This is a genomic window from Bifidobacterium imperatoris, from assembly GCF_002860405.1.
In the GTDB taxonomy this organism is placed as follows: domain Bacteria; phylum Actinomycetota; class Actinomycetes; order Actinomycetales; family Bifidobacteriaceae; genus Bifidobacterium; species Bifidobacterium imperatoris.
On record NZ_NMWV01000016.1, the window covers coordinates 22,712 to 42,524 of the forward strand.

Genomic DNA, 19,813 nt, shown 5'->3' on the forward strand with positions numbered 1-19,813 from the left:
AGGAGGAATACATATAGAGTTTCGACTATACTCGACACTTAAGGGTATATTCATTGAATGTGTCGGGTATGGAAGACGGTGGTGTCAGCATGGTTAAAGCGCTGTATCCTCGACCGAGATATCAAGCGTTGCTTGAACGGTATCGGGACATCGATCAGATTAAGGTGCTTCGTGGTGTGCGCCGATGCGGTAAGTCGGCGATACTGACCATGTACATGAGGCATCTTATTGCAGATGGCGTGCGTCCTGAAAACATCTTCTACAAGCGATTCGATGAATTCGGCATGCCGGCTATGCAGACAGCGGATGGGCTAACCAAAGAACTAAATGAGGCAATGGACGCCAGCGACAGGCAATCTATGTTCTACGTGTTCCTTGATGAGATTCAAGAGGTTCCGGGTTGGGAGCATGTAGTTCGTGGGCTACATACCAAAGATGGTGTGGACGTGACCATCACCGGGTCGAATGCCCATTTCCTCTCATCCGATCTGGCCACGCTACTTGCTGGACGATACGTGCCAATTGATGTATTCCCATTGTCGTTCCGGGAATACATGGATTTCCGAGAGGCTTCAAGCGGACAGAGCGGCAGCGTGGACGAGGCCTTCGCAACGTACCTACGTTTCGGTGGCATGCCAGGACTGTTCTCATTGAAAGAACAGGATGAAGACGATGTGGCACGTGAGCTTTCGGCAGTGTTCGACACGGTTATTCTGAATGACGTGGCGAAAAGACTCGGTATCCGTGACCTGCCATTGTTGGAGCGGCTCGTCACTTACCTGTTCTCTACATCCGGTAATCTCTTCTCCACCAGAAAAGTGACGGGCGCACTCAAAAGTGCCGGATACCGTGTCTCGCAAGACACCATTGAGAATTACATTGACGCGCTCGAACGAGCTTATATTCTCAATGGCTTGTGTCAGAGCGGTCTCAAAGGCAAAGAACTGCTTAACCCGCTACGCAAGTTCTATCCCGTAGATACTGGCTTGCGTAATCTGACCACGAATTTCGCAGTTGAGGATCTGGGATTCCAGCTTGAAAACGTCGTGGCCAATGAGTTGATGCGTCGCGGCAATCAGGTATCGGTTGGTGCAGTGCCGATGGAACCATCGGGAACTTCTGAGATTGATTTTGTGGCCACTGATCATCAGCGTCGTGCATATTATCAGGTTACGCAAAGTCTTATTGATGAGCAGGTTTTCGAACGGGAGATTGCGCCATTGCGCGCGGTGGGAGATTCCTTCCCGAAGTACATCCTCACATACGACCATGCTCGTAGTGGCATCACCTCCGATGGTATCCATATCGTGCCCGTAATGGATTGGTTGCTGGACAAGAACTGATGCAACGATGCGGCAAGACGGTTTAGCACATAAGTGCTGACCTGATGACTTGGTTTTGCGGAATCCGTAGAGGAATCCCATGCATTACACTGAAACGGTTTGAATCGTTTGCCGTGAGGGCAATGTGCGGCGAATATACGAGTGCACGTGTGCGCAGATCTGAGTGAAGGAGAGTCCATGAATCCCAGGCGTGGGGCGTTTGTTGCGGGCGAGAAGGTGCAGTTTACCGACCGCAAGGGCAAGAAGATCACCGACCAGTTGGTGCCGGGCGGCTCCACGCAAACCGAGCATGGGCTGATCCTGCACGACGATGTGATTGGTGCGGTGGAAGGCACCGTCATCACCACCGTGCACGCTAAGCGCGAAGCGCAGGTCAATCAGGTGTATCCGGAGAAGGACAAGAACAAGCCGTGGAAATCCTCGCGAGCCATCGGCGGATGGGAGTATGCGGCCATGCGCCCGCGCCTTGCCGACTATGTGCTTTCGATGCCGCGTGGTGCGCAGATCATGTACCCGAAGGATATCGCTCAGGTGATTCAGCTCGGTGATATCCGCTCCGGCTTGCGCGTGCTGGAATCCGGTGCTGGTTCGGGCGCGATGAGTCTGAACCTGCTGGATGCCGTGGGGGAGTCCGGCCACCTGACCACTATCGAGCTACGTTCCGAATTCGCCCGGGTGGCCGAAGCAAATGCCGCATTGTATTACGGTGAAAAACCCTTGTGGTGGGATCTTTTGACCGGCGATTTCGACTCTGTGGCCGCAGAGCTTCCTGAACACTGGTTTGACCGCATTATGCTTGACATGCTGGACCCGTGGAATCGCTTGGAGCAGGCGTATCGAGTGATCGCCCCAGGTGGCGTGCTGGTCTGCTATGTGACCACCACCACGCAGATGAGCCGACTGGCCGAAGCGTTGCGTGCGGCAGGCTGCTGGACTGAGCCGCAGATTCAGGAAACCCTTGAACGCACATGGAAGGCGCAAGGTCTGGCTGTACGCCCGGATCATCAAATGATTGGCCACACTGGATTCTTGGTGATTTCGCGTGCGATGGCACCGGGCTTTGCCGCATTGAAGAAGCGCGAACGCTATTCGAAAGACACGGTGACCGACGTGGATGAGTTGACTGACGAGCAGCGCGAAGCCCGCTTGGAGGAGCTGGAGTTGCGCGACATTTCCGATCATAAGTTGCGCAAGGTGCTGCGCGACTTGGACCGTCAGGTGAACGAGTTGGGCGAGCTTGACAAAGGTGAGGAATCCTCCGCCGCTTAGAAATTCAAGTAGATTTGTCGACGGATTTTCCTCTGGGCGCATGCCGATGGATATGTGAACGCTCACAACGGGCTATACTGGAATGACTTTGTGTTGTTCGTTGTGAGCTGTGCAAAACCTTGAAGAGAGGGAGCCTCGAAGTGGGCATCAAGCTGAACAAAGTCGCCAAGGCGGCCAAGAAATACAAGCATATTCTCATCATCATGAGGCATGCCAAGGCCGAACCATTCGGCGGCAAAGATGATTTAGAACGTAAGCTCACCGATAAAGGTTTGAAGCAGGCCAAAACCGTTGGCAAAGGCATTGAAGCACTTGGACTTAAGCCTGACCAGATTTCCTGCTCGGCGGCAACACGCACACGCGAGACCTTGGATCGCATGCTGAAGATTTTCGGTGACGATCCCATCGTGGACTATCGCATCAATCTGTATGACGGGGGAGTGCAGGCCGTTTTCGATGAATTGGCGCACGTCAAGCCAAAGCAACGTGTATTCATGATTGTTGGTCACGAGCCTACAGTATCTATCGCTTCACAATGGATTGCCTCCGCTGATTCTGATGCCGAGCGTCTTGATCTGCTGAATCTCGGACTCTCGCCAGCGTCTTTGGTGATTTTCGGCTCCGATAAACCGTTCGACGAATGGCAGGTGCACAGCGGTGAGCTGCTCGCCGTAATCAACGTTAAGGATTTTGACTGATTTCCTTTGACCGAACCAACTACCTCTCAGTCAGCTGAGGCGACAGCTCCCCTGACAAGGGGAGCCAATGGGGGCGGCTATAAGTTCGTCCTATAACGACACTCAAAGTGTTCTTATGAGTCTGAATCTGTGATGTTTTGGTAGCCTAAGTCGGGTTACGAACGCATACATTGGAGGATTCATGTCCACTCTGACTTCCGTCTCCGGCTTCCCGCGCATCGGGCAGAACCGCGAACTGAAGAAGATCATCGAAGGTTACTGGAAGGGCGCCAACGATCTGGCCGCCGTCAAGTCCACTGCCGCCGAGCTGCGTGCCAAGCACTGGAAGCTGCAGCAGGCCGCTGGCATCGACCTGATTCCGAGCAACGACTTCAGCTACTACGATCAGATGCTGGATACCGCCATCCTCCTGAACGTGATTCCGAAGCGTTATGAGCGCCTTGCCTTCGAAAACCCGGAAGACACGCTTTTCGCAATGGCCCGCGGCTATCAGGGCGAAAAGGGCGATGTCACCGCTCTGCCGATGAAGAAGTGGTTCACCACCAACTACCACTATCTGGTGCCTGAAGTTGAACCAGGCGAGGAGATCAAGCTCAACTCCACCAAGCCGTTTGACGAGTTCAACGAGGCTAAGGCCCTCGGCATCCTTACCAAGCCAGTGCTCATCGGTCCGTACACCTTCCTGAAGCTCGCTCGCACCGATCAGGCCACCGAACTTGAATACGACAAGGGCCTCGTCAACGCGGTTGCCGCCGTCTATGCTGAAGTGCTCACCAAGTTCAACGAGCTGGGTGCCGAATGGCTGCAGCTTGAAGAGCCGTACCTCGTGCTCGACAAGGAGCCGGGTGACGTGGAACTCTTCAAGACGCTCTACACCAAGATTCTGGCCGCTAAGGCCGGCGTCAAAGTGCTGCTCAACACCTACTTCGGCCACATCGCCGACGTGTACGAAACCGTGAACCTGCTCGGCTTCGACGGCATCGGTCTGGACCTCAACGAAGGCCGCGAAGAAAACCTCGAAGCCGTGGCCAAGTACGGCGTTGCTTCCAACACCACCATCTTCGCCGGTGTAATCAACGGCCGCAACATCTGGCGCAACAACTACGCCACTTCCCTCGGTCTCGTGGACGCATTGAAGCAGGTTACCCCGAATGTGGCTGTCTCCACTGCATCCTCCCTGCTGCACGTGCCATTCAGCACTGAAGGTGAAACCGGCATTCCGACCGAAGACCTGAAGCACTTCGCATTCGCCGTCGAAAAGCTTGACGAGCTTAAGGAAGTCGCCGTACTTGCCGACGCTACCGAAGACGAGAAGAAGGTCTCCGAAGCCCTCGCCGCAAATCAGGCCCTGTTCGACGGCACTCGTGTGGCCGCCGACCCGGCAGTCGCCGATCGCGTCAACGGTCTGACCGCTGATGATTATGTGCGTCAGCCCGCCCGCGAAGAGCGTCAGAAGCTGCAGCGTGAAGCTCTCGGCCTGCCGCTGCTGCCCACCACCACCATTGGTTCCTTCCCACAAACCAAGGAAGTGCGTGCCGAGCGTGCCAAGTTCCGCAAGGGCGAAATCACCAAGGAAGCTTACGACGAGTTCATCAAGGCTCAGATTGACGCCTGCATCAAGCATCAGGAAGAAATCGGCCTTGACGTGCTGGTCCACGGCGAATTCGAGCGCAACGACATGGTCGAATACTTCGGCCAGAACCTCAACGGTTTCCTGTTCACCAAGAATGCCTGGGTGCAGTCCTACGGCACCCGCTGCGTGAAGCCTCCGATTGTCTGGGGCGATGTCTCCCGTGCCAAGCCGATCACCGTGGCATGGTCTGCATATGCTCAGTCTCGCACCAACCATGTAATGAAGGGCATGCTCACCGGCCCGGTTACCATCCTGAATTGGTCCTGGCCGCGCGAAGATATCACTCATGAGGAACAGACCAAGCAGCTGGCCCTTGCCATCCGCGACGAAGTGCTCGATCTCGAAGCCGCAGGCATCAAGGTCATCCAGATTGATGAGGCTGCTCTGCGTGAGAAGCTCCCGCTGCGCAAGTCCGATTGGCACGTCAAGTACCTCGACTGGGCAGTGCCGGCCTTCCGTTTGGTGCACTCTGCAGTGAAGCCCACCACACAGATTCACACCCACATGTGCTACTCCGAGTTCAACGACATCATTCGCGACATCGACGCGATGGATGCCGATGTGATTTCCTTCGAAGCATCCCGTGGTGATCTGGTGGTGCTCGACGCCATCCATGATGCCCACTTCGAAACCGAAGCTGGTCCGGGCGTCTACGACATTCACTCTCCGCGTATCCCATCCGAGAAGGAAATCGAAGATCGTATCTACGAAATCTTGAAGAAGATGGACGTTGAGAAGGTTTGGATTAACCCGGATTGCGGTCTGAAGACCCGTGGCAACGCCGAAACCTGGCCGAGCCTCGAGCATCTGGTTGCTGCAGCCAAGGCAGTTCGCGCCAAGCTGGCTAAGTAACGCATCTTATGTTGGGCTCCCTCTGATGAGGGAGCCTCTTTATAACCAAAAGGAATTGATTATGCATACGCCGATGTTTTCATTGGAAGTCTTCCCGCCAAAGCGAGATGCTCCGGTGGGAACCATCTATGACACGTTGGATGGTATCGAAGATCTGAAGCCGGACTTCATCTCCGTCACTTACGGTCACGGCACGCATTCCGATCGCACCGCCACTGCACGCATTGCCAACACCATCGTGAACGAATACCGCATTCCGGCAGTCGCACATCTGACTGCCCTATATTCGGATAAAGCCAAAATCGATGAGGCGTTGGATATGTTCGAGAACGCTGGCGTCAACACCGTGCTGGCCTTGCGTGGCGACTATATCGATGGCGAACAGGTAGTCGGCGCTTTCGAGCATGCCAGCGATCTGGTGGCCTATATCCGCGAACGCAAGCCTAACTTCACGGTGTTCGGCGCATGCTATCCGGAAGGTCACTATCAGGCTGACTCCTTGGATAAAGATATCGAACATCTAAAAATCAAGGTTGATGCTGGCGTCACCCATCTCATTACCCAGCTGTTCTACGATAATGATGATTTCTACCGGTTCTGCGACAAGGTTCGTGCAGCCGGCATCACAGTGCCAATCGAAGCCGGCATCATGCCAGTGCGTGGTGCCAAATCAGTGCGCCGCATGGCCGAACGCAACGCTTCGCGCATTCCAGAGCATCTCGATGCGCTGCTCAACCGTTGGGAAGGCAATACCGAAGCGCTACACAACGCCGGCATCCTCTATGCCTCCGAACAGATCGCCGATCTGGTGGCGCACGGTGTCGATGGCGTGCACCTGTATACGATGAACCATCCGGCCACCACCCGCCGCATTTGGCGCAATGTCAAATCATTGTTCAACGAGTAGTTGATAGCCGGCTTGTAGGCCTCTGTACCGTGTATTCGATCTGGAGAATACGCGGTACAGAGGCTTACAAGCGTATATAGTGGAAACTTATGGAAGCAATGACGACGTTCAAACCCAGTGCCATGTCGTTGATCAGGGCAGGATTGCAGGATCTTGATAAGGCCCGTGAGCTGTTCGATCAGTTGAAGACGGACGGAATCTCAGATTCCCATCGCAGTGAACTTCTGGGATACCTCTCCCATGCCGGCGACCCGGACATCGCATTGCGTAATTTCGTAGACATTGTCAATGCCATGCAATCCAGTGGGCGTGACTTGAAGCGGGTCATGCCGGATGGCGATGCTCTCAAACGGCTCATCACCGTGTTGGGCGTCTCTGATGCGATGGGCAAGTTCATGCGCTTCAAGCCAGACTTGGTGGAAGCCGCAGCCGTAGATAACTGCAACAGTCATCTGTTCAACCATGCGCAACGCAGGGCTCACCTGCTTGAAGCAGTCGGTGCCGACCCTAGTGATTTGTCGCATCCAAAAGCCACCAAGGATTTGGCTGAAGCCGCTACAGCATTGCGAGCCAGCTATCGTAAGCAATTGGCCGCCATCATCGCGCAGGATGCAGTTGCCGATGATCCGACCGCCATTCAGCCGACCATTAGCCATGAGCTTTCAGATCTTGCTGATGCAGCGCTGGAAGGCGCATTGGCCATCGCTCGCAACGAGGTCGAGGGCAGCGATCAGGTACGGTTCACCATTATCGGCATGGGCAAGCTCGGCGCCCAGGAACTGAACTATGTGTCTGACGTGGATTTGATTTATGTGGTGGAACCAGCCAGCAAAGAGGTTGATCATCAGACACTGATTCGTGTGGGAACCAAAATGGGTACTACATTGCAGCGCGTATGCCAGTCGGCGATTATGGGAGTTGCCGAACAGCCACTATGGCAGATCGACGGTGGCCTTCGTCCGGAAGGCAAGGATGGCCAGCTGGTTCGCGTGCTTGAATCGCATAAGAACTATTACGAGCAGTGGGCGGAAAACTGGGAATTCCAAGCATTGCTTAAGGCACGCCCGGTGGCCGGAGACCCGGAGCTCGGCCAAGCTTACATGGACATGACCCGTCCGTTTGTGTGGAGCGCTTCCAAGCGTAAGAACTTCGTGTATGACTGCCAGAAAATGCGCAAGCGCGTTGAAGATTTGATTCCGGCCCCTTTGAAAGATCGTGAAATCAAACTTGGCCGCGGTGGTTTGAGGGACGTGGAATTCACCGTGCAGATGCTGCAACTGGTGCACGGTCGAACCGATGAATCACTGCGCACCAGCAATACACTCGACTCTCTGCAGCGACTTTCTGATGGCGGCTACATCTCCCGCAAACAAGCCGTACGCATGTCCCAGGATTACCGTTTTGAACGTGTGATGGAGCATCGCCAGCAAATCTGGTCGTTGAAGCGTACGCATTTGTTCCCCGATTTAGGGCGCGCTTCCGTAGGCGGGCTTGAGAAGAAGCGCGACATCGACATTGATGCGCTCAATCAGAATCAGGAACTTCGTCGACTGGCCCGCGCCTTCGGCTTGCATCCAGAAGAGCTGGTTGAGAAGTATGATGACACTCGCCGTGAGGTTCGCCACCTGCATCTCGACATCTACTATCGTCCGATGTTGCCGGTCAGCGCTCAGCTTGAGAATGATCAGATTACGCTGAGCAATGCTGCCGCACAGGAGCGTTTCGCATCTATTGGCTTTGGCGATCCGGATGCCGCCATCCGCCATGTGCAGGCGCTTACCGCAGGGGTCGGCCGCGCCGCGAAAATCAACCGCATTATTCTGCCTGCTGTGCTGCAATGGTTGGGAGAGGGGCAGAATCCGGATATGGGTCTGCTCAACTGGCGCAAGCTGGAAGAGAACTTCGGCACTCAATCCGGCTATCTTGGATTCCTTCGCGATTCCACGTCAGCTGCACAACGCCTGTGCCATATTCTCTCCAATTCCAGATTCCTTGGCGATGCACTGAACAAGTCGGTGGAATCCATCAGTTGGCTTGGCGATGATGATAATCTCAAGGCTCGCACCCGTGAAGCCTTGGATATCCAAACAAATTCCACGCTGGAACGTTTTGGTTCAAGCATGAACGAGTTCGCTAATTCCGTGCGCGCAATGCGACGCCATGAGATCGAACGCATCGGTTTGGCATGGATGAGCGGCGTGATGGACGATGCCACCTGTCTGAAGGCTATGACCGACGTCTATGATGCCATCATTGATGCCTCGCTCAAGTGGGCGGTACGCCATCAGGTGAGCGCATTCGGTTTGGAATCAGCTCCAGCGGATATTGCGGTGATCGCTATGGGCCGTTACGGCGGCCGCGAGGTGAACTTCAGCTCCGATGCCGACGCCATCCTGATCTACCGCCCGGCAGACGATGCCGACGATGCCCAGGCAAACGCGTTCGCCAAGAAAGCGGTGGAGGATCTGCGCAATATTCTGCAAGGACCAACCACGCTGGAACCGAAAATCGAACTCGATCTTGATTTGCGTCCGGAAGGTAAAAACGGGCCTATTGTGCGCTCGTACGCCTCCTGCGAGGAATATTACGAATCCTGGGCATCGACCTGGGAGCATCAGGCCCTGCTACGCGCCCGCTATGCGGCGGGAGACGCGGAACTGGCACGCGATTTCCTCATCAATATTGCGGACCCGCTGCGTTACCCAACTCAAGAGCTGACCGATGCTGAATTGCAGAGCATTCGCAAGCTCAAAGCTCGTATGGAAGCAGAACGACTGCCGCGAGGCGTACGCCGCGAACGCCACCTGAAACTCGGCAAGGGCGGACTCTCCGATGTGGAATGGACCGTGCAACTGCTGCAACTTCAACATGCCGGTGATATCAAAGACCTGCGCGTTAATGGAACCTTGGAAGCATTGCAGGTGCTGGAGGACAAGAAACTCATCAGCGCCATCGATGCCATCCAACTGCGTAAGGCATGGACCACCTGCACGGCGGCACGCAACGGCAACTATCTATGGTCCGGCCGCGCCAATCAGGCGGACATTCTGCCCGATGACATGTATTCGCTCGGTGGCATTGCCGTATACCTTGGCTATGGCGCACATCGCGGACAGCATTTTGAGAACGACTTGCTCGGTGTGATGCGCAAATGCCGTGACGTATGCCAGCGCCTGTTCTACGGTCAGACGGAAGAAAGCAACACCATTGCTCCGTCCGTTGCCGGACGTTCGAGCGTCTCGGGTACCGCTGGTAGTGCGCAAAAGCCCGCGAAACCGCGTATGCACGTTATCGCTCCACGTTTGGTAGCCAACCGTCGCCGCGCCCAGCGATAGGGTGAACACTCGGTGAACACGTCTGTCCGAAAAATGGCGTAAGTTAGATAAGGTCACATTAGTGGCCACCTTATCCGCTTCAACGCACGAAAGGTGAGCCGTGTCAACTCCACAAGAGCCGGCGGAGACGCCGATGATCGGTAAAAGCGTTATCTCGCTTGATGATCTCTCTATCGCACAGATTCAGGATTTGCTGCATAAGGCGCAATACATTGATGCCCATCGCAAGGAGGTGTCACACACCTGCGAGGGTAGGGTGTTGGCAACACTGTTCTACGAGCCTTCCACTCGTACGCGCCTGAGCTTCGAAACCGCCATGCTGCGTCTCGGTGGCAAGGTGATTGGTTTCGCTGGTGCTCAGTTGGCTTCCGTGACCAAAGGCGAAACGATTTCCGACACGTTGAAAACTGTGTCCAACTATGTGGATGTGGTCGCTATTCGTCACCCCAAGGAAGGTGCTGCTCTCGTGGCTTCCCGCGCGGCTTCCGTGCCAGTAATCAATGCCGGTGATGGTGGCCATATGCACCCCACACAAACATTGGCTGATTTGGCCACGCTGCAGTCCCGTTTCGGCCGCGTGAACAATTTGACTGTGGGCCTGTGCGGTGATCTTATGTTTGGCCGCACCGTGCACTCCCTGATTGAGACTCTATGCCGTTTCGGCAACGTGCGTTTTGTGCTCATCAGCCCGGAAGAATTGAAGACTCCGCAGTACGTCATCGACCGCATCAATGCCACGCCAACCTGCTCTTACGTAGAAGTGCGTGACCTGGCATCCGTGATTGGCGATCTTGATGTGCTGTACATGACCCGCGTGCAGAAGGAACGCTTCTTCAACGAAGACGACTACCTGCGTCTGCGCGATACCTACATTCTCGACGAGGACAAGCTCTCCTTGGCCAAGCCGCATATGGCTGTGCTGCACCCGCTGCCGCGCGTCAACGAAATCGCTGTGGAAGTGGACGACGACCCGCGTGCCGCCTATTTCGAGCAGGTCAAGAACGGCATGCTTGTGCGCATGGCCCTCGAAAGCTCCGTGGTGGGCGATGACCTGCCCGGTTACGAACCGCTCAACCCCAAGGAGGTTCAGGCCTGATGGAAGTCACCAGTATCGTCAATGGCATCATCATCGATCATGTGCCGGCCGGCACCTCGCTGAAGGTATTGGAATACCTGAAGATCGATCCATCCAAAACCAAGCTCGCACTGATCATGAACACCACGTCCAAGCGCTTCGGTTCCAAGGACATCATCAAGATTGAAGACGATAAGGATATTGATCTTGATGTGCTTGGTTTCGTGGCGCGCCAGGCTACTGTGGACGTGGTACGTGGCGGTCATATCGTCGAAAAGAAGCAGCCGCATCTGCCTGAGCACATTGTCGGCGTCATCAAGTGCGTGAACCCGCGCTGCGTCACCACCAGCGAGCATGACATCAAGCAGATGTTCCACTTGGTGCATTCCGATCGCCTTGAATACCGCTGTGATTACTGCGACGAGGAAGCCAAACTGTGAGCATCACACTGCGCAACATTAAGGTCTGGAACACCGGCGAAATCATTGACTTGGTGGTTCCAGGCCTTGCCGACGCCTATTTCGCCGATACCGACACCGTGCACGATGGTGCCGATATCGATGCCACGGGATTGACTGTGGCCCCCGGTTTCGCGGACCCGCATGTACACTTCCGCGATCCTGGCCAAACATATAAGGAATCTATGATTTCCGGTTGCCGTGCTTCGGCATCCGGCGGTTACACGAATGTGCTCATCATGCCGAACACGCTGCCTGCACTTGACGGCCAGCCAGTGACTGAAGCTGATACGGCGACTGACAAGCCTGGTGCACGCGAGGTACGCGAGTCCGGCTTCAGCAACGTCATCGATTTCCTCCAGAACTATGATGCCGCGCATGATGTGAAGCTTCCGGTTCGCTACGACCTCTGCATATGCGCGTCCAAGGATCGTGCCGGCAAGGAGGCAAGCGACATCGCCGATTGGCTCAAGTATGTGCCTGGATTTGATGATGATGCCAAGACCCCGGCCATGAACGAGCATCCGGTCACCGCCATCAGCGATGACGGTGCCGCCGTGCCCGAGCCGATTCTCGATCAAGTGCTGGCCAATGCCAAGGCCTCTGACCTGTATCTGATCGAGCACTGCGAGCATCACGATACCGGTGCGGTTAATGAAGGTCCGGTTTCTCACCAGCTTGGTGTACCTGGCATTCCGGAGGATACCGAGCGCAAGATCGTGGCCCGCGATATTGAGGCTGCACGTCGCACCGGCATCCATGTGCACTTCCAGCATGTCAGCACTGCGATTTCCTTCGAAGCGATTCGCAAAGCCAAGGCCGAAGGACTGCCGATCACCTGCGAAACCGCACCGCACTATCTGGCCTTGAGCGATGAGGCGTTGCTCGAATATGGCACGCTGGCCAAGATGAATCCGCCGCTGCGTTCCGAAGCGGACCGTAAGGCCACCATCGCGGCCATCGCCGACGGTACGGTCGACCTGCTGGCCACCGATCATGCACCACACACGATGGACGAGAAAGCCTTGGGATTCCTCGAGGCGCCCAACGGCATCATCGGTTTGGAATGCGCGTACGGCGTATGCCACAAAGTGTTGGTGGATGGCGGTCACATTTCAGATGAGCGACTGATTGAACTCATGTCCGTAGCGCCGGAGGCGTTGATGGGCCATGATGCCACGGATATTGCTGTACTCGTGGAGGATTGGGCTGAGCCGGCACCCACCGGCGATGATCCGGAAGGCGTGATTGCCGAGGAACGTGAGGCAGGGGAGAGCGGCACGGCTAAGCGTGAAGGCGTGAACCGTCTGCTTGACCTGAGCCGTGTGGATGATGCCGAGCACGTGGATTTGGCCATTCTCAACACCGACGAGGAATGGACCGTGGATCCGGAACAGTTCCACTCCGCGGCACGCAACACTCCGTTCGGTGGCTGGAAGGTCACCGGACGTCCGCTCTCCACCATCATCGGCTCCCAATTCATGTTCAGCCGTCTGTAGAGAACGAAAGGACTTCGATGGATCGTCTGATCGAAGCAATCAATAACGTACAGAACCCATCCGTCGTGGGTCTGGACCCTACCGAAGCACTGGTGCCGCCTCAGGTTGTGGCAAGCTTCGCCGATGAAGTACGCGACTCGGTGGATTCCCCGGAAGAGCTGCCAGCCGCACAGTTGGCAGTCGCCTACTTCGAATTCAACCGCACCATCATTGATGCGGTGGCTGATATCGTGCCGGCAGTCAAGCCGCAGATCGCCATGTATGAGGCACTTGGCCCAGCCGGCGTTGACGTCTACACGATGACCTGCGAATACGCCGCCCAGCAGGGCCTGTATGTGCTCGGCGATGTGAAACGTGGCGATATCGGCTCCACAGCAGCCGCCTACGCGCATCATCTGAACGGTGTGGCCGCCGCTTCGGCCGATGGCACTGCCTTCGACCCGTGGCACGAGGATGCAGTGACCGTAAACCCGTATCTCGGCACGGATGGCATCACGCCGTTTGTCCAAGCCGCCACCGAAGCCGACAAGGACATCTTCGTGCTGGTGCGCACCTCCAACCCGTCCTCCAGTGAGCTGCAGATGCTCGATTTGGCGGACGGCAAGAAGGTCTACGAGCATGTGGCCGATCTTGTGGAAGGCTGGGGTGCCGAAACCATCGGTGAGCATGGTTACTCCCGCGTCGGTGCCGTGGTTGGTGCCACGCATCCGGAGGAAGGCCGTGCACTTCGCGCCCGCATGCCGCACACGTTCTTCCTGGTGCCAGGTTACGGCGCTCAGGGCGGTACCGCGCAGGATGTTGCCGGCATGTTCGACGCCGATGGCAGTGGTGCTCTTGTCAATTCGTCCCGTGGCATCATCGGTGCATGGAAGAAGAGCGGCAAGTACTCCGAATCCATGAGCGCCGACGAAGCGCTGGATTTGGTTGCCGAAAGTGCCCGCCAAGCCGCTCTCGACATGCGCGACGCCCTGCGCATCGCCGTCTATCGCTGATTGGCAGACCAGTACTGAGACAAGGAATCTTATGACTACCTTCACTCCAACGCATGATGTGGTGGCTGAAGCCACCGCAGCGGGATTCTTCCCGCCGCGCCACACCGTGGAAGTCACCGCTGTGCGCGAACTGACCGACCATGTGGTGCGTCTTACCTTCCGTGATGCATTCATCGCGTCCCATGCCAAGCCCGCCCAGTTCGTGAACCTGTTTACGAACGACGATTTCATGCTGATGCCACGTCCGTTCGGCGTCAGCGAAGTCGAAGGCGATGAAGTCAGTGTGATTTTCGCCGTCATCGGTCACGGCACTGAGCAACTTGCGCAACTTGAAGTAGGCGACACGGTGGACGTCCTCGGCCCGCTCGGCCGCGGCTTCAATCTGAAGCAGGACGCCAACTACATCCTCGTCGGTGGTGGCCTTGGCGTACCTCCGCTGGTGTATGCGGCACAGAAAATCGCCGATATGGCCGGTTCTGTGGCAACCTCCGTCATCGGTTACCGTGACGCCCACTTCGGTGAGGAATTCGTGTCCCGCTACACCGACCGCTCCTTCAGCATCGATAACGCACAAGGCAATGTCGTCGATCTGCTGAACCAGCTGGAACAATCCGGCGAGCTCTATGTCACTGATCATGCGCCGATTATTCTTTCTTGCGGCCCGTTGCCGATGATGAAGGCAGTCGCCGCATGGGCAGCCGAGCGTGATATGCCTGCACAGATGAGCATGGAACAGCGCATGGGATGCGGCTACGGCACTTGTGTGTTGTGCACCGTGGACACCGTGGATGGTCGACTCAAAGTCTGCTCCGATGGTCCGGTATTCACCCGCGAACAGCTTGGATGGGGGGAGTAACGATGAGCCTTACCACAGCAACGACTGCCGCACGTCCAAACGGCAAGCATATCAACATTTACGAGCCGCATGAGTGGAAGCACTCCACCCAGGTAGCTGGCGTCACGTGGAAGAACCCGGTCGGCACTGCTTCTGGCACGTTCCAGTACGCTGCTGTCCGCTGGTTCTATGATGTGAGCCAACTTGGTGCCGTATGCACCAAGGGTTGTTCTCCGATTCCGTGGGAGGGAAATCCGTCCCCACGTACTGCGGAAGGTCCGGCATCAAATCTCAACGCCGTAGGCCTGCAGAATCCCGGTGTGGACCACTACCTTGAGGATGACCTGCCCAAGCTGAAAAAGGCTGGGGCAATGGTCATCGCCAACGTGGCTGGACACTGTGATGACGATTACATGCAGGTAGTCGCCAAGCTCGCCGATTCCGATGCGGACATGCTCGAAATCAACGTCAGCTGCCCGAATGTGACCCACGGCGGTATGAGTGTCGGCACTGATCCAGTGGCCTTGGCAACGTTGATGGACAAGCTGCGCCCGATGACCGATAAACCGATGATCGTTAAGCTCACGCCGAACGTTACCGACATCACCGTGCCGGCTCGCGCAGCCGTGGAGCATGGCGCCGATGCGCTGAGCATGATCAACACCGTGCTTGGCATGAGGCTCAATATCCGCACCGGTGAGCCGATCATCGCCAACAAAACCGGTGGAGTCTCCGGCCCGGCCGTGCTTCCCATCGGCATCGCAGCCGTGTACCGTGTGCGTACCGCGCTGCCGGAGATTCCGATCATCGGTCTCGGTGGCATCGACTCCGGTGAAAAGGCATTGGAATACCTGTATGCCGGCGCGAATGCTGTGGAAGTGGGCGCGGCCGCGCTCTTTGACCCGGTGGCACCGCTGCGCATCGCTCGAGAATTGGATGACCTGTTGGACGAGCGTCCCGAGCTCGCTGCTAAACTGGCCGCAGGCAAAACTTGGAGGTAAATGCTATGGCAGAAACGCTTGCACATCGTTTTACGGAATTCCTGCTGGAATCCAACGCATTGAAGTTCGGCGACTTCACGCTGAAGTCCGGCCGCCAGAGCCCGTACTTCATCAACGCCGGCGCCTTCGACGACGGTAAGAAGATCGCGACTCTTGGCACCTTCTACGCTGAGAAGATCAGCCAGGCCATCGTGCACAATACGATTCCGCGCGACATCGACACCGTGTTCGGCCCGGCCTACAAGGGCATTCCGCTGGCCGTCTCCACCGCCATCGCACTGACCGCGGGCCATAACATGACCGTCGGTTACACCTTCGACCGCAAGGAGAAGAAGGACCACGGTGACGGCGGTTGGATGGTCGGCACTCCGCTCACTGACGGCATGAAGGTGCTGCTCGTGGACGATGTGATGACCGCCGGCACCGCAGTGCGCGAAGTCATCCCGAAGCTCAAGGCCGAAGCCAACGTCGAAGTCGTGGGCCTGGTGCTGTCCGTTGATCGTATGGAGAAGACCAAGGATTCCGACCTGTCCGCCGTCAAGGCTGTGGAACAGGAGTTCGGCTTCCCGGTGCTCGCCATCGCCAACGTGCGCGAGATCTTCGATGCCGCCGCCAAGATGAAGAAGGCCGACGGCACCCCGTTGCTTGACCACGATATCAAGCAACGCGCCGACGCTTACCTCGAACAGTACGGCGCATGATCGTGTAACGGCATTCGCTGTTTCACCACCATTGGAAACGCTCCTTGTACAAGGAGCGTTTTTCATTTACGGGACTATTATGAACATGCACACGTTTTACAGTGCAATGAAGGGGCGATGACCATGGAAATAATGATTGCGGTTCTGGCGATAATCGTAATGGCGCTGTCGTATTTCTCAGGCATGCAGCATGCCATTGACTCTAAAGCGGACAAGCTGGCGAAAGGTGGGACTCTCGACAGGCAGAATGCCAAGGGAATGCGAGAACTTGCCGACAAGGTTGATGTGCACAAGTATTATCCGTCGATATGATGATGCGGCGCTTTGAACGCATTGCAGTAAAGGGAGGTTTTCGTTGAAAATCCTCCCTTTACTTGCTTAAGCTATACAAGGAAATTGCCATGGGAAACATCACGGATGATATTCGGGAGCATTTTGGTACCTTTGCCGAGCTGTCGTTTAACGAGACGGATAGTCTGGCGTTAGCGCAGCTGGCGTATGCGCGTATGCCGGATAATGTGCCGCAATATCAGGTGGATCCACAGGTAGCAGCTGAATCTGTAGAACAATCATCAATGCTGATGGTTTCCATTCGCGATTTACTACGAGCCGAATGCTATGACGCGATGTTCGGCAAGGTCTGGTCGCCGCAGATGAACGTGGATTTGCTGCGTGCGATGTGCGAAAACCCGCGCTGGCGGAACCTCCGTGTTGGCGAATACGTGGATGAATTCGATCCGGAAACCACCAAACAGTTCTCGGCATGCACGTTCGCACTTGGTGACGCAGCCAACACCCTGTATGTATCGTTCCGTGGCACCGACAGTTCCATCGTCGGCTGGAAAGAGGATTTCACAATGGCCTTTCGCAGACCGGTCGCCTCACAGGAATCCGCAACGGAATACCTCATCAATGTGGCTCACCGCTGGGGTGGCCCCATTATGGTTGGCGGCCATTCCAAAGGCGGCAATCTCGCGGTATATGCCGCCGCTTGTGCGCCAAAAGAAATCCAGAATCGTATCACCGCGGTTTTCTCGCATGACGGCCCTGGTTTTGACGATGATTTCTTTGCCCTGCCTGGTTTCAAACGCATCGAATCCAAAGTGTGCAAATCGGTGCCCGGCTCCTCGATTATCGGCATGCTGTTCGAAACCCGAGAACAGTTGAGCGATGGTTACACAGTGGTCAATAGTGACGGCATTGGCATCATGCAGCACTTCGCCTTGCACTGGCAGGTTAATCATGGCCAATTCGTCCAAGCTGAAGGGCTCACATCCAGCGCTCAATATCTTGCGCGCACGGTCAACGGTTGGATGGCAAGATTCGATGACGAGCATCGCCGCCGGTTCATCGAAAATCTCTTTGCAATATTCGAGGCCAGTGGATATAAGACCTTTGGCGAGTTGACTTCACACTTGTCGCAATCGTTGCCGTTGATGCTTGCTGCCGCCCGCAATATTGATGTGGAAGATCGCGATGTGATGATTGAAGTGGTCAAAGGATTCGCTGCAACCGCTGCCAGCGCGATGTTACCCATCAAGTAGCGCATCGATTGATACAGACTGTTGATGTTGAAAATGAACTTTAGGTGACTAAGCCCATATCCTGATTATTGCCTCAGTACAGTGGAAGTATGAGGGAAGGTTCCAGATTCTGGCGCATAGTTGGGCTAGCTGCGGCAATTATTGCAGCGCTGGCAGTGACGTTTGCAGCAGCATTCGTTATCGGACGTGCCACCAAAGATCCCACCACGGATCAAACATATATCGCATTGGCTCAGAAGACAAAGAAAGTCAAGGGCGAGACCGCTGAGAATCGCAAGAAAACCAAAGATCTGACCGAGCAGCGCGACGCTTTACGCAAGAAAGTAGTCGAGCAGCAGAAGCAGCTTGATGAAGACAAGAAGCTCTACCAACAGTATGCGGCAGATGTTCAGGACGGTCAGCCTGGACTGATTGTGGAATCAATCAGCCCAGATATCGACCCGTGGTACACCGAATTAGGTGGAGGCTTTGACCTGTACTATTACCCTAAAATTACTGTGCGGAACAGTACTGGACATGTGATGTTTGGTGCCTATGTGGATTACCAAATCATTGGCAAAGATGGTGCGGTGCTTGCCGGTGACGAAAGTGCCTCTGCATCAAATATCGTCGTCTACCCTGGCAAGACAGTGGTGGTGGAGGACATGGTCAAAGATGCGGGATTCTCCGGTGCCACCATCAAGCCAACGAAATACGAGGCAACAATAGCAAACACCAAGTATCCTAATTCAACAAAAGGAATCGATGGTCAATACACCGGTGACGTTAAGACGGCGGTGATTCCATGAGCGATGAGCAGTCACAGCTCGACGACGCTAAGATGCCGAGGAAGGCAAACGGCGAAGGCCGTCAGTCTAATAACAGCAACAAGCAATGGCATCCATTCCTGCGTGAACGAGACATTTACAATCAGACTATCTCAAGTCGATTCTTCGATGTTTGCGATGATGCCATCAACACTGCGAAATCGATGATTGCGCATGATGAGAGTGGTTTATTAGCTCGACGACTTGCGGTGGGAGCACGAATATTGACGGCTTTGGCATGCGTTGCCGCCCTGATAGGCATAGGCATTACCGGATGGAATATGGGCGGCCGTTCCGTAGTCGTCCAAGAAAGCCCGCAATACCGTAAAGAAGCCGAGAACCTGAAATGGGCGAACAGTGATCTCGAGGAATCAAAGCAGGATGTGAACAATCGGCAACGTCAGTTGCGCGAAGCGGGAAGTCAGGTCGATCAGCTCAAACGAGACCAGGAAAAGTATGGACAGTTGATTCAGGAGATTAAACAGGCCCAGCAACAGTCCGAGACTCCGGTGCTGACGGTGACCGTAATCGGTGATATCTTACAGCGGTCAACGTTTTCATATCATGTGCCGATTACGGTGCATAATAATTCGCAAAGTGCATTGACATTTTTTGAGGTGTATTACCAGGCCGTGGATGGTGCGGGCAATGTAGTGGATGCAGGCTATGCAGTGGGCAGCAGTGGCACTACATGTGAACCGAATGCTGATTGTGAGGTCACGACGTACAGTAATTACAGTCCAGCAGGTACACGAATCGTTCCCACGTTTTGGAGCACTAACACTGCAAGCAGTGATTCCCAGTTTGGCAGATATGGTGCCGATGTGGTGAGTAGGCAGTTCTGAAAAGCAACGTGGCTTCCTTT

General features: G+C 55.5%; 17 protein-coding genes. All 17 read left to right on the forward strand.

The window, feature by feature from the left end; genetic code table 11:
- The first annotated feature begins 68 nt into the window (after positions 1–68).
- The 17 genes from Tam1G_RS06260 to Tam1G_RS06340 all read left to right on the forward strand — a co-directional run bounded on the left by Tam1G_RS06260 (position 69) and on the right by Tam1G_RS06340 (position 19,793).
- Positions 69–1,343, forward strand: coding sequence for an ATP-binding protein (locus Tam1G_RS06260; RefSeq protein ID WP_242689622.1), 1,275 nt, complete (start codon positions 69–71; stop codon positions 1,341–1,343).
- 177 nt (positions 1,344–1,520) lie between these two features.
- A complete protein-coding gene (locus tag Tam1G_RS06265; RefSeq protein ID WP_101625850.1) occupies positions 1,521–2,612 on the forward strand; it encodes a tRNA (adenine-N1)-methyltransferase in 1,092 nt (363 codons plus the stop codon).
- Positions 2,613–2,752: 140 nt separating this feature from the next.
- Complete coding sequence (locus Tam1G_RS06270; RefSeq protein ID WP_101625851.1) at positions 2,753–3,310, forward strand: SixA phosphatase family protein; 558 nt, start codon at positions 2,753–2,755, stop codon at positions 3,308–3,310.
- Between the two features lie 181 nt (positions 3,311–3,491).
- Positions 3,492–5,795 (forward strand): 5-methyltetrahydropteroyltriglutamate--homocysteine S-methyltransferase, encoded by a 2,304-nt coding sequence (gene metE / locus Tam1G_RS06275; protein WP_101625852.1) that lies wholly within the window; start codon positions 3,492–3,494, stop codon positions 5,793–5,795.
- Positions 5,796–5,856: 61 nt separating this feature from the next.
- Entirely contained in the window at positions 5,857–6,702 is an 846-nt protein-coding gene (gene metF, locus Tam1G_RS06280; RefSeq protein WP_101625853.1) for a methylenetetrahydrofolate reductase [NAD(P)H], read from the forward strand.
- A gap of 98 nt (positions 6,703–6,800) precedes the next feature.
- The gene (locus Tam1G_RS06285) at positions 6,801–10,037 is read left to right on the forward strand and encodes a bifunctional [glutamine synthetase] adenylyltransferase/[glutamine synthetase]-adenylyl-L-tyrosine phosphorylase (RefSeq protein WP_423220486.1); all 3,237 of its coding nucleotides are present in this window, start codon (positions 6,801–6,803) and stop codon (positions 10,035–10,037) included.
- A 133-nt stretch (positions 10,038–10,170) separates the two neighbouring features.
- Complete coding sequence (gene pyrB / locus Tam1G_RS06290) at positions 10,171–11,133, forward strand: aspartate carbamoyltransferase (protein ID WP_101625855.1); 963 nt, start codon at positions 10,171–10,173, stop codon at positions 11,131–11,133.
- Positions 11,133–11,552, forward strand: a complete 420-nt coding sequence (locus Tam1G_RS06295) for an aspartate carbamoyltransferase regulatory subunit (RefSeq protein ID WP_101625856.1) — start codon at positions 11,133–11,135, stop codon at positions 11,550–11,552. Before pyrB ends, Tam1G_RS06295 begins: the two co-directional genes overlap by 1 nt.
- The gene (locus tag Tam1G_RS06300; RefSeq protein WP_101625857.1) at positions 11,549–13,069 is read left to right on the forward strand and encodes a dihydroorotase; all 1,521 of its coding nucleotides are present in this window, start codon (positions 11,549–11,551) and stop codon (positions 13,067–13,069) included. The genes Tam1G_RS06295 and Tam1G_RS06300 overlap by 4 nt, the downstream gene beginning before the upstream one ends.
- 17 nt (positions 13,070–13,086) lie before the next feature.
- Positions 13,087–14,061: an orotidine-5'-phosphate decarboxylase gene (pyrF, locus tag Tam1G_RS06305; protein WP_101625858.1), complete on the forward strand. Its 975-nt coding sequence runs from the start codon at positions 13,087–13,089 to the stop codon at positions 14,059–14,061.
- A 31-nt stretch (positions 14,062–14,092) separates the two neighbouring features.
- A complete protein-coding gene (locus Tam1G_RS06310) occupies positions 14,093–14,917 on the forward strand; it encodes a dihydroorotate dehydrogenase electron transfer subunit (protein WP_101625859.1) in 825 nt (274 codons plus the stop codon).
- Positions 14,905–15,897 (forward strand): dihydroorotate dehydrogenase, encoded by a 993-nt coding sequence (locus tag Tam1G_RS06315; protein ID WP_207553042.1) that lies wholly within the window; start codon positions 14,905–14,907, stop codon positions 15,895–15,897. Before Tam1G_RS06310 ends, Tam1G_RS06315 begins: the two co-directional genes overlap by 13 nt.
- A 5-nt stretch (positions 15,898–15,902) precedes the next feature.
- The gene (pyrE, locus tag Tam1G_RS06320; RefSeq protein ID WP_101625861.1) at positions 15,903–16,598 is read left to right on the forward strand and encodes an orotate phosphoribosyltransferase; all 696 of its coding nucleotides are present in this window, start codon (positions 15,903–15,905) and stop codon (positions 16,596–16,598) included.
- 117 nt (positions 16,599–16,715) lie between these two features.
- Positions 16,716–16,910 (forward strand): hypothetical protein, encoded by a 195-nt coding sequence (locus tag Tam1G_RS06325; protein WP_101625862.1) that lies wholly within the window; start codon positions 16,716–16,718, stop codon positions 16,908–16,910.
- 89 nt (positions 16,911–16,999) lie between these two features.
- On the forward strand, positions 17,000–18,142 hold the full coding sequence (locus Tam1G_RS06330; protein ID WP_101625863.1) for a DUF2974 domain-containing protein: 1,143 nt from the start codon (positions 17,000–17,002) through the stop codon (positions 18,140–18,142).
- Between the two features lie 89 nt (positions 18,143–18,231).
- The gene (locus Tam1G_RS06335; RefSeq protein WP_101625864.1) at positions 18,232–18,930 is read left to right on the forward strand and encodes a hypothetical protein; all 699 of its coding nucleotides are present in this window, start codon (positions 18,232–18,234) and stop codon (positions 18,928–18,930) included.
- Positions 18,927–19,793 carry a hypothetical protein gene (locus Tam1G_RS06340; RefSeq protein ID WP_101625865.1) on the forward strand — a complete coding sequence of 289 codons (867 nt, stop codon included), beginning with the start codon at positions 18,927–18,929 and terminating at the stop codon, positions 19,791–19,793. The genes Tam1G_RS06335 and Tam1G_RS06340 overlap by 4 nt, the downstream gene beginning before the upstream one ends.
- Positions 19,794–19,813 lie beyond the last annotated feature (20 nt).

Excerpts from the sequence above, each read along its gene's own strand:
- Tam1G_RS06260 (WP_242689622.1), top strand. The coding sequence starts at position 69 with ATGGAAGACGGTGGTGTCAGCATGGTTAAAGCGCTGTATCCTCGACCG.
- Tam1G_RS06265 (WP_101625850.1), top strand. The coding sequence starts at position 1,521 with ATGAATCCCAGGCGTGGGGCGTTTGTTGCGGGCGAGAAGGTGCAGTTT.
- metE (WP_101625852.1), top strand. The coding sequence starts at position 3,492 with ATGTCCACTCTGACTTCCGTCTCCGGCTTCCCGCGCATCGGGCAGAAC.
- metF (WP_101625853.1), top strand. The coding sequence starts at position 5,857 with ATGCATACGCCGATGTTTTCATTGGAAGTCTTCCCGCCAAAGCGAGAT.
- Tam1G_RS06285 (WP_423220486.1), top strand. The coding sequence starts at position 6,801 with ATGACGACGTTCAAACCCAGTGCCATGTCGTTGATCAGGGCAGGATTG.
- pyrB (WP_101625855.1), top strand. The coding sequence starts at position 10,171 with ATGATCGGTAAAAGCGTTATCTCGCTTGATGATCTCTCTATCGCACAG.
- Tam1G_RS06295 (WP_101625856.1), top strand. The coding sequence starts at position 11,133 with ATGGAAGTCACCAGTATCGTCAATGGCATCATCATCGATCATGTGCCG.
- pyrF (WP_101625858.1), top strand. The coding sequence starts at position 13,087 with ATGGATCGTCTGATCGAAGCAATCAATAACGTACAGAACCCATCCGTC.
- Tam1G_RS06310 (WP_101625859.1), top strand. The coding sequence starts at position 14,093 with ATGACTACCTTCACTCCAACGCATGATGTGGTGGCTGAAGCCACCGCA.
- Tam1G_RS06315 (WP_207553042.1), top strand. The coding sequence starts at position 14,905 with ATGGGGGGAGTAACGATGAGCCTTACCACAGCAACGACTGCCGCACGT.
- pyrE (WP_101625861.1), top strand. The coding sequence starts at position 15,903 with ATGGCAGAAACGCTTGCACATCGTTTTACGGAATTCCTGCTGGAATCC.
- Tam1G_RS06325 (WP_101625862.1), top strand. The coding sequence starts at position 16,716 with ATGACCATGGAAATAATGATTGCGGTTCTGGCGATAATCGTAATGGCG.
- Tam1G_RS06330 (WP_101625863.1), top strand. The coding sequence starts at position 17,000 with ATGGGAAACATCACGGATGATATTCGGGAGCATTTTGGTACCTTTGCC.
- Tam1G_RS06335 (WP_101625864.1), top strand. The coding sequence starts at position 18,232 with ATGAGGGAAGGTTCCAGATTCTGGCGCATAGTTGGGCTAGCTGCGGCA.
- Tam1G_RS06340 (WP_101625865.1), top strand. The coding sequence starts at position 18,927 with ATGAGCGATGAGCAGTCACAGCTCGACGACGCTAAGATGCCGAGGAAG.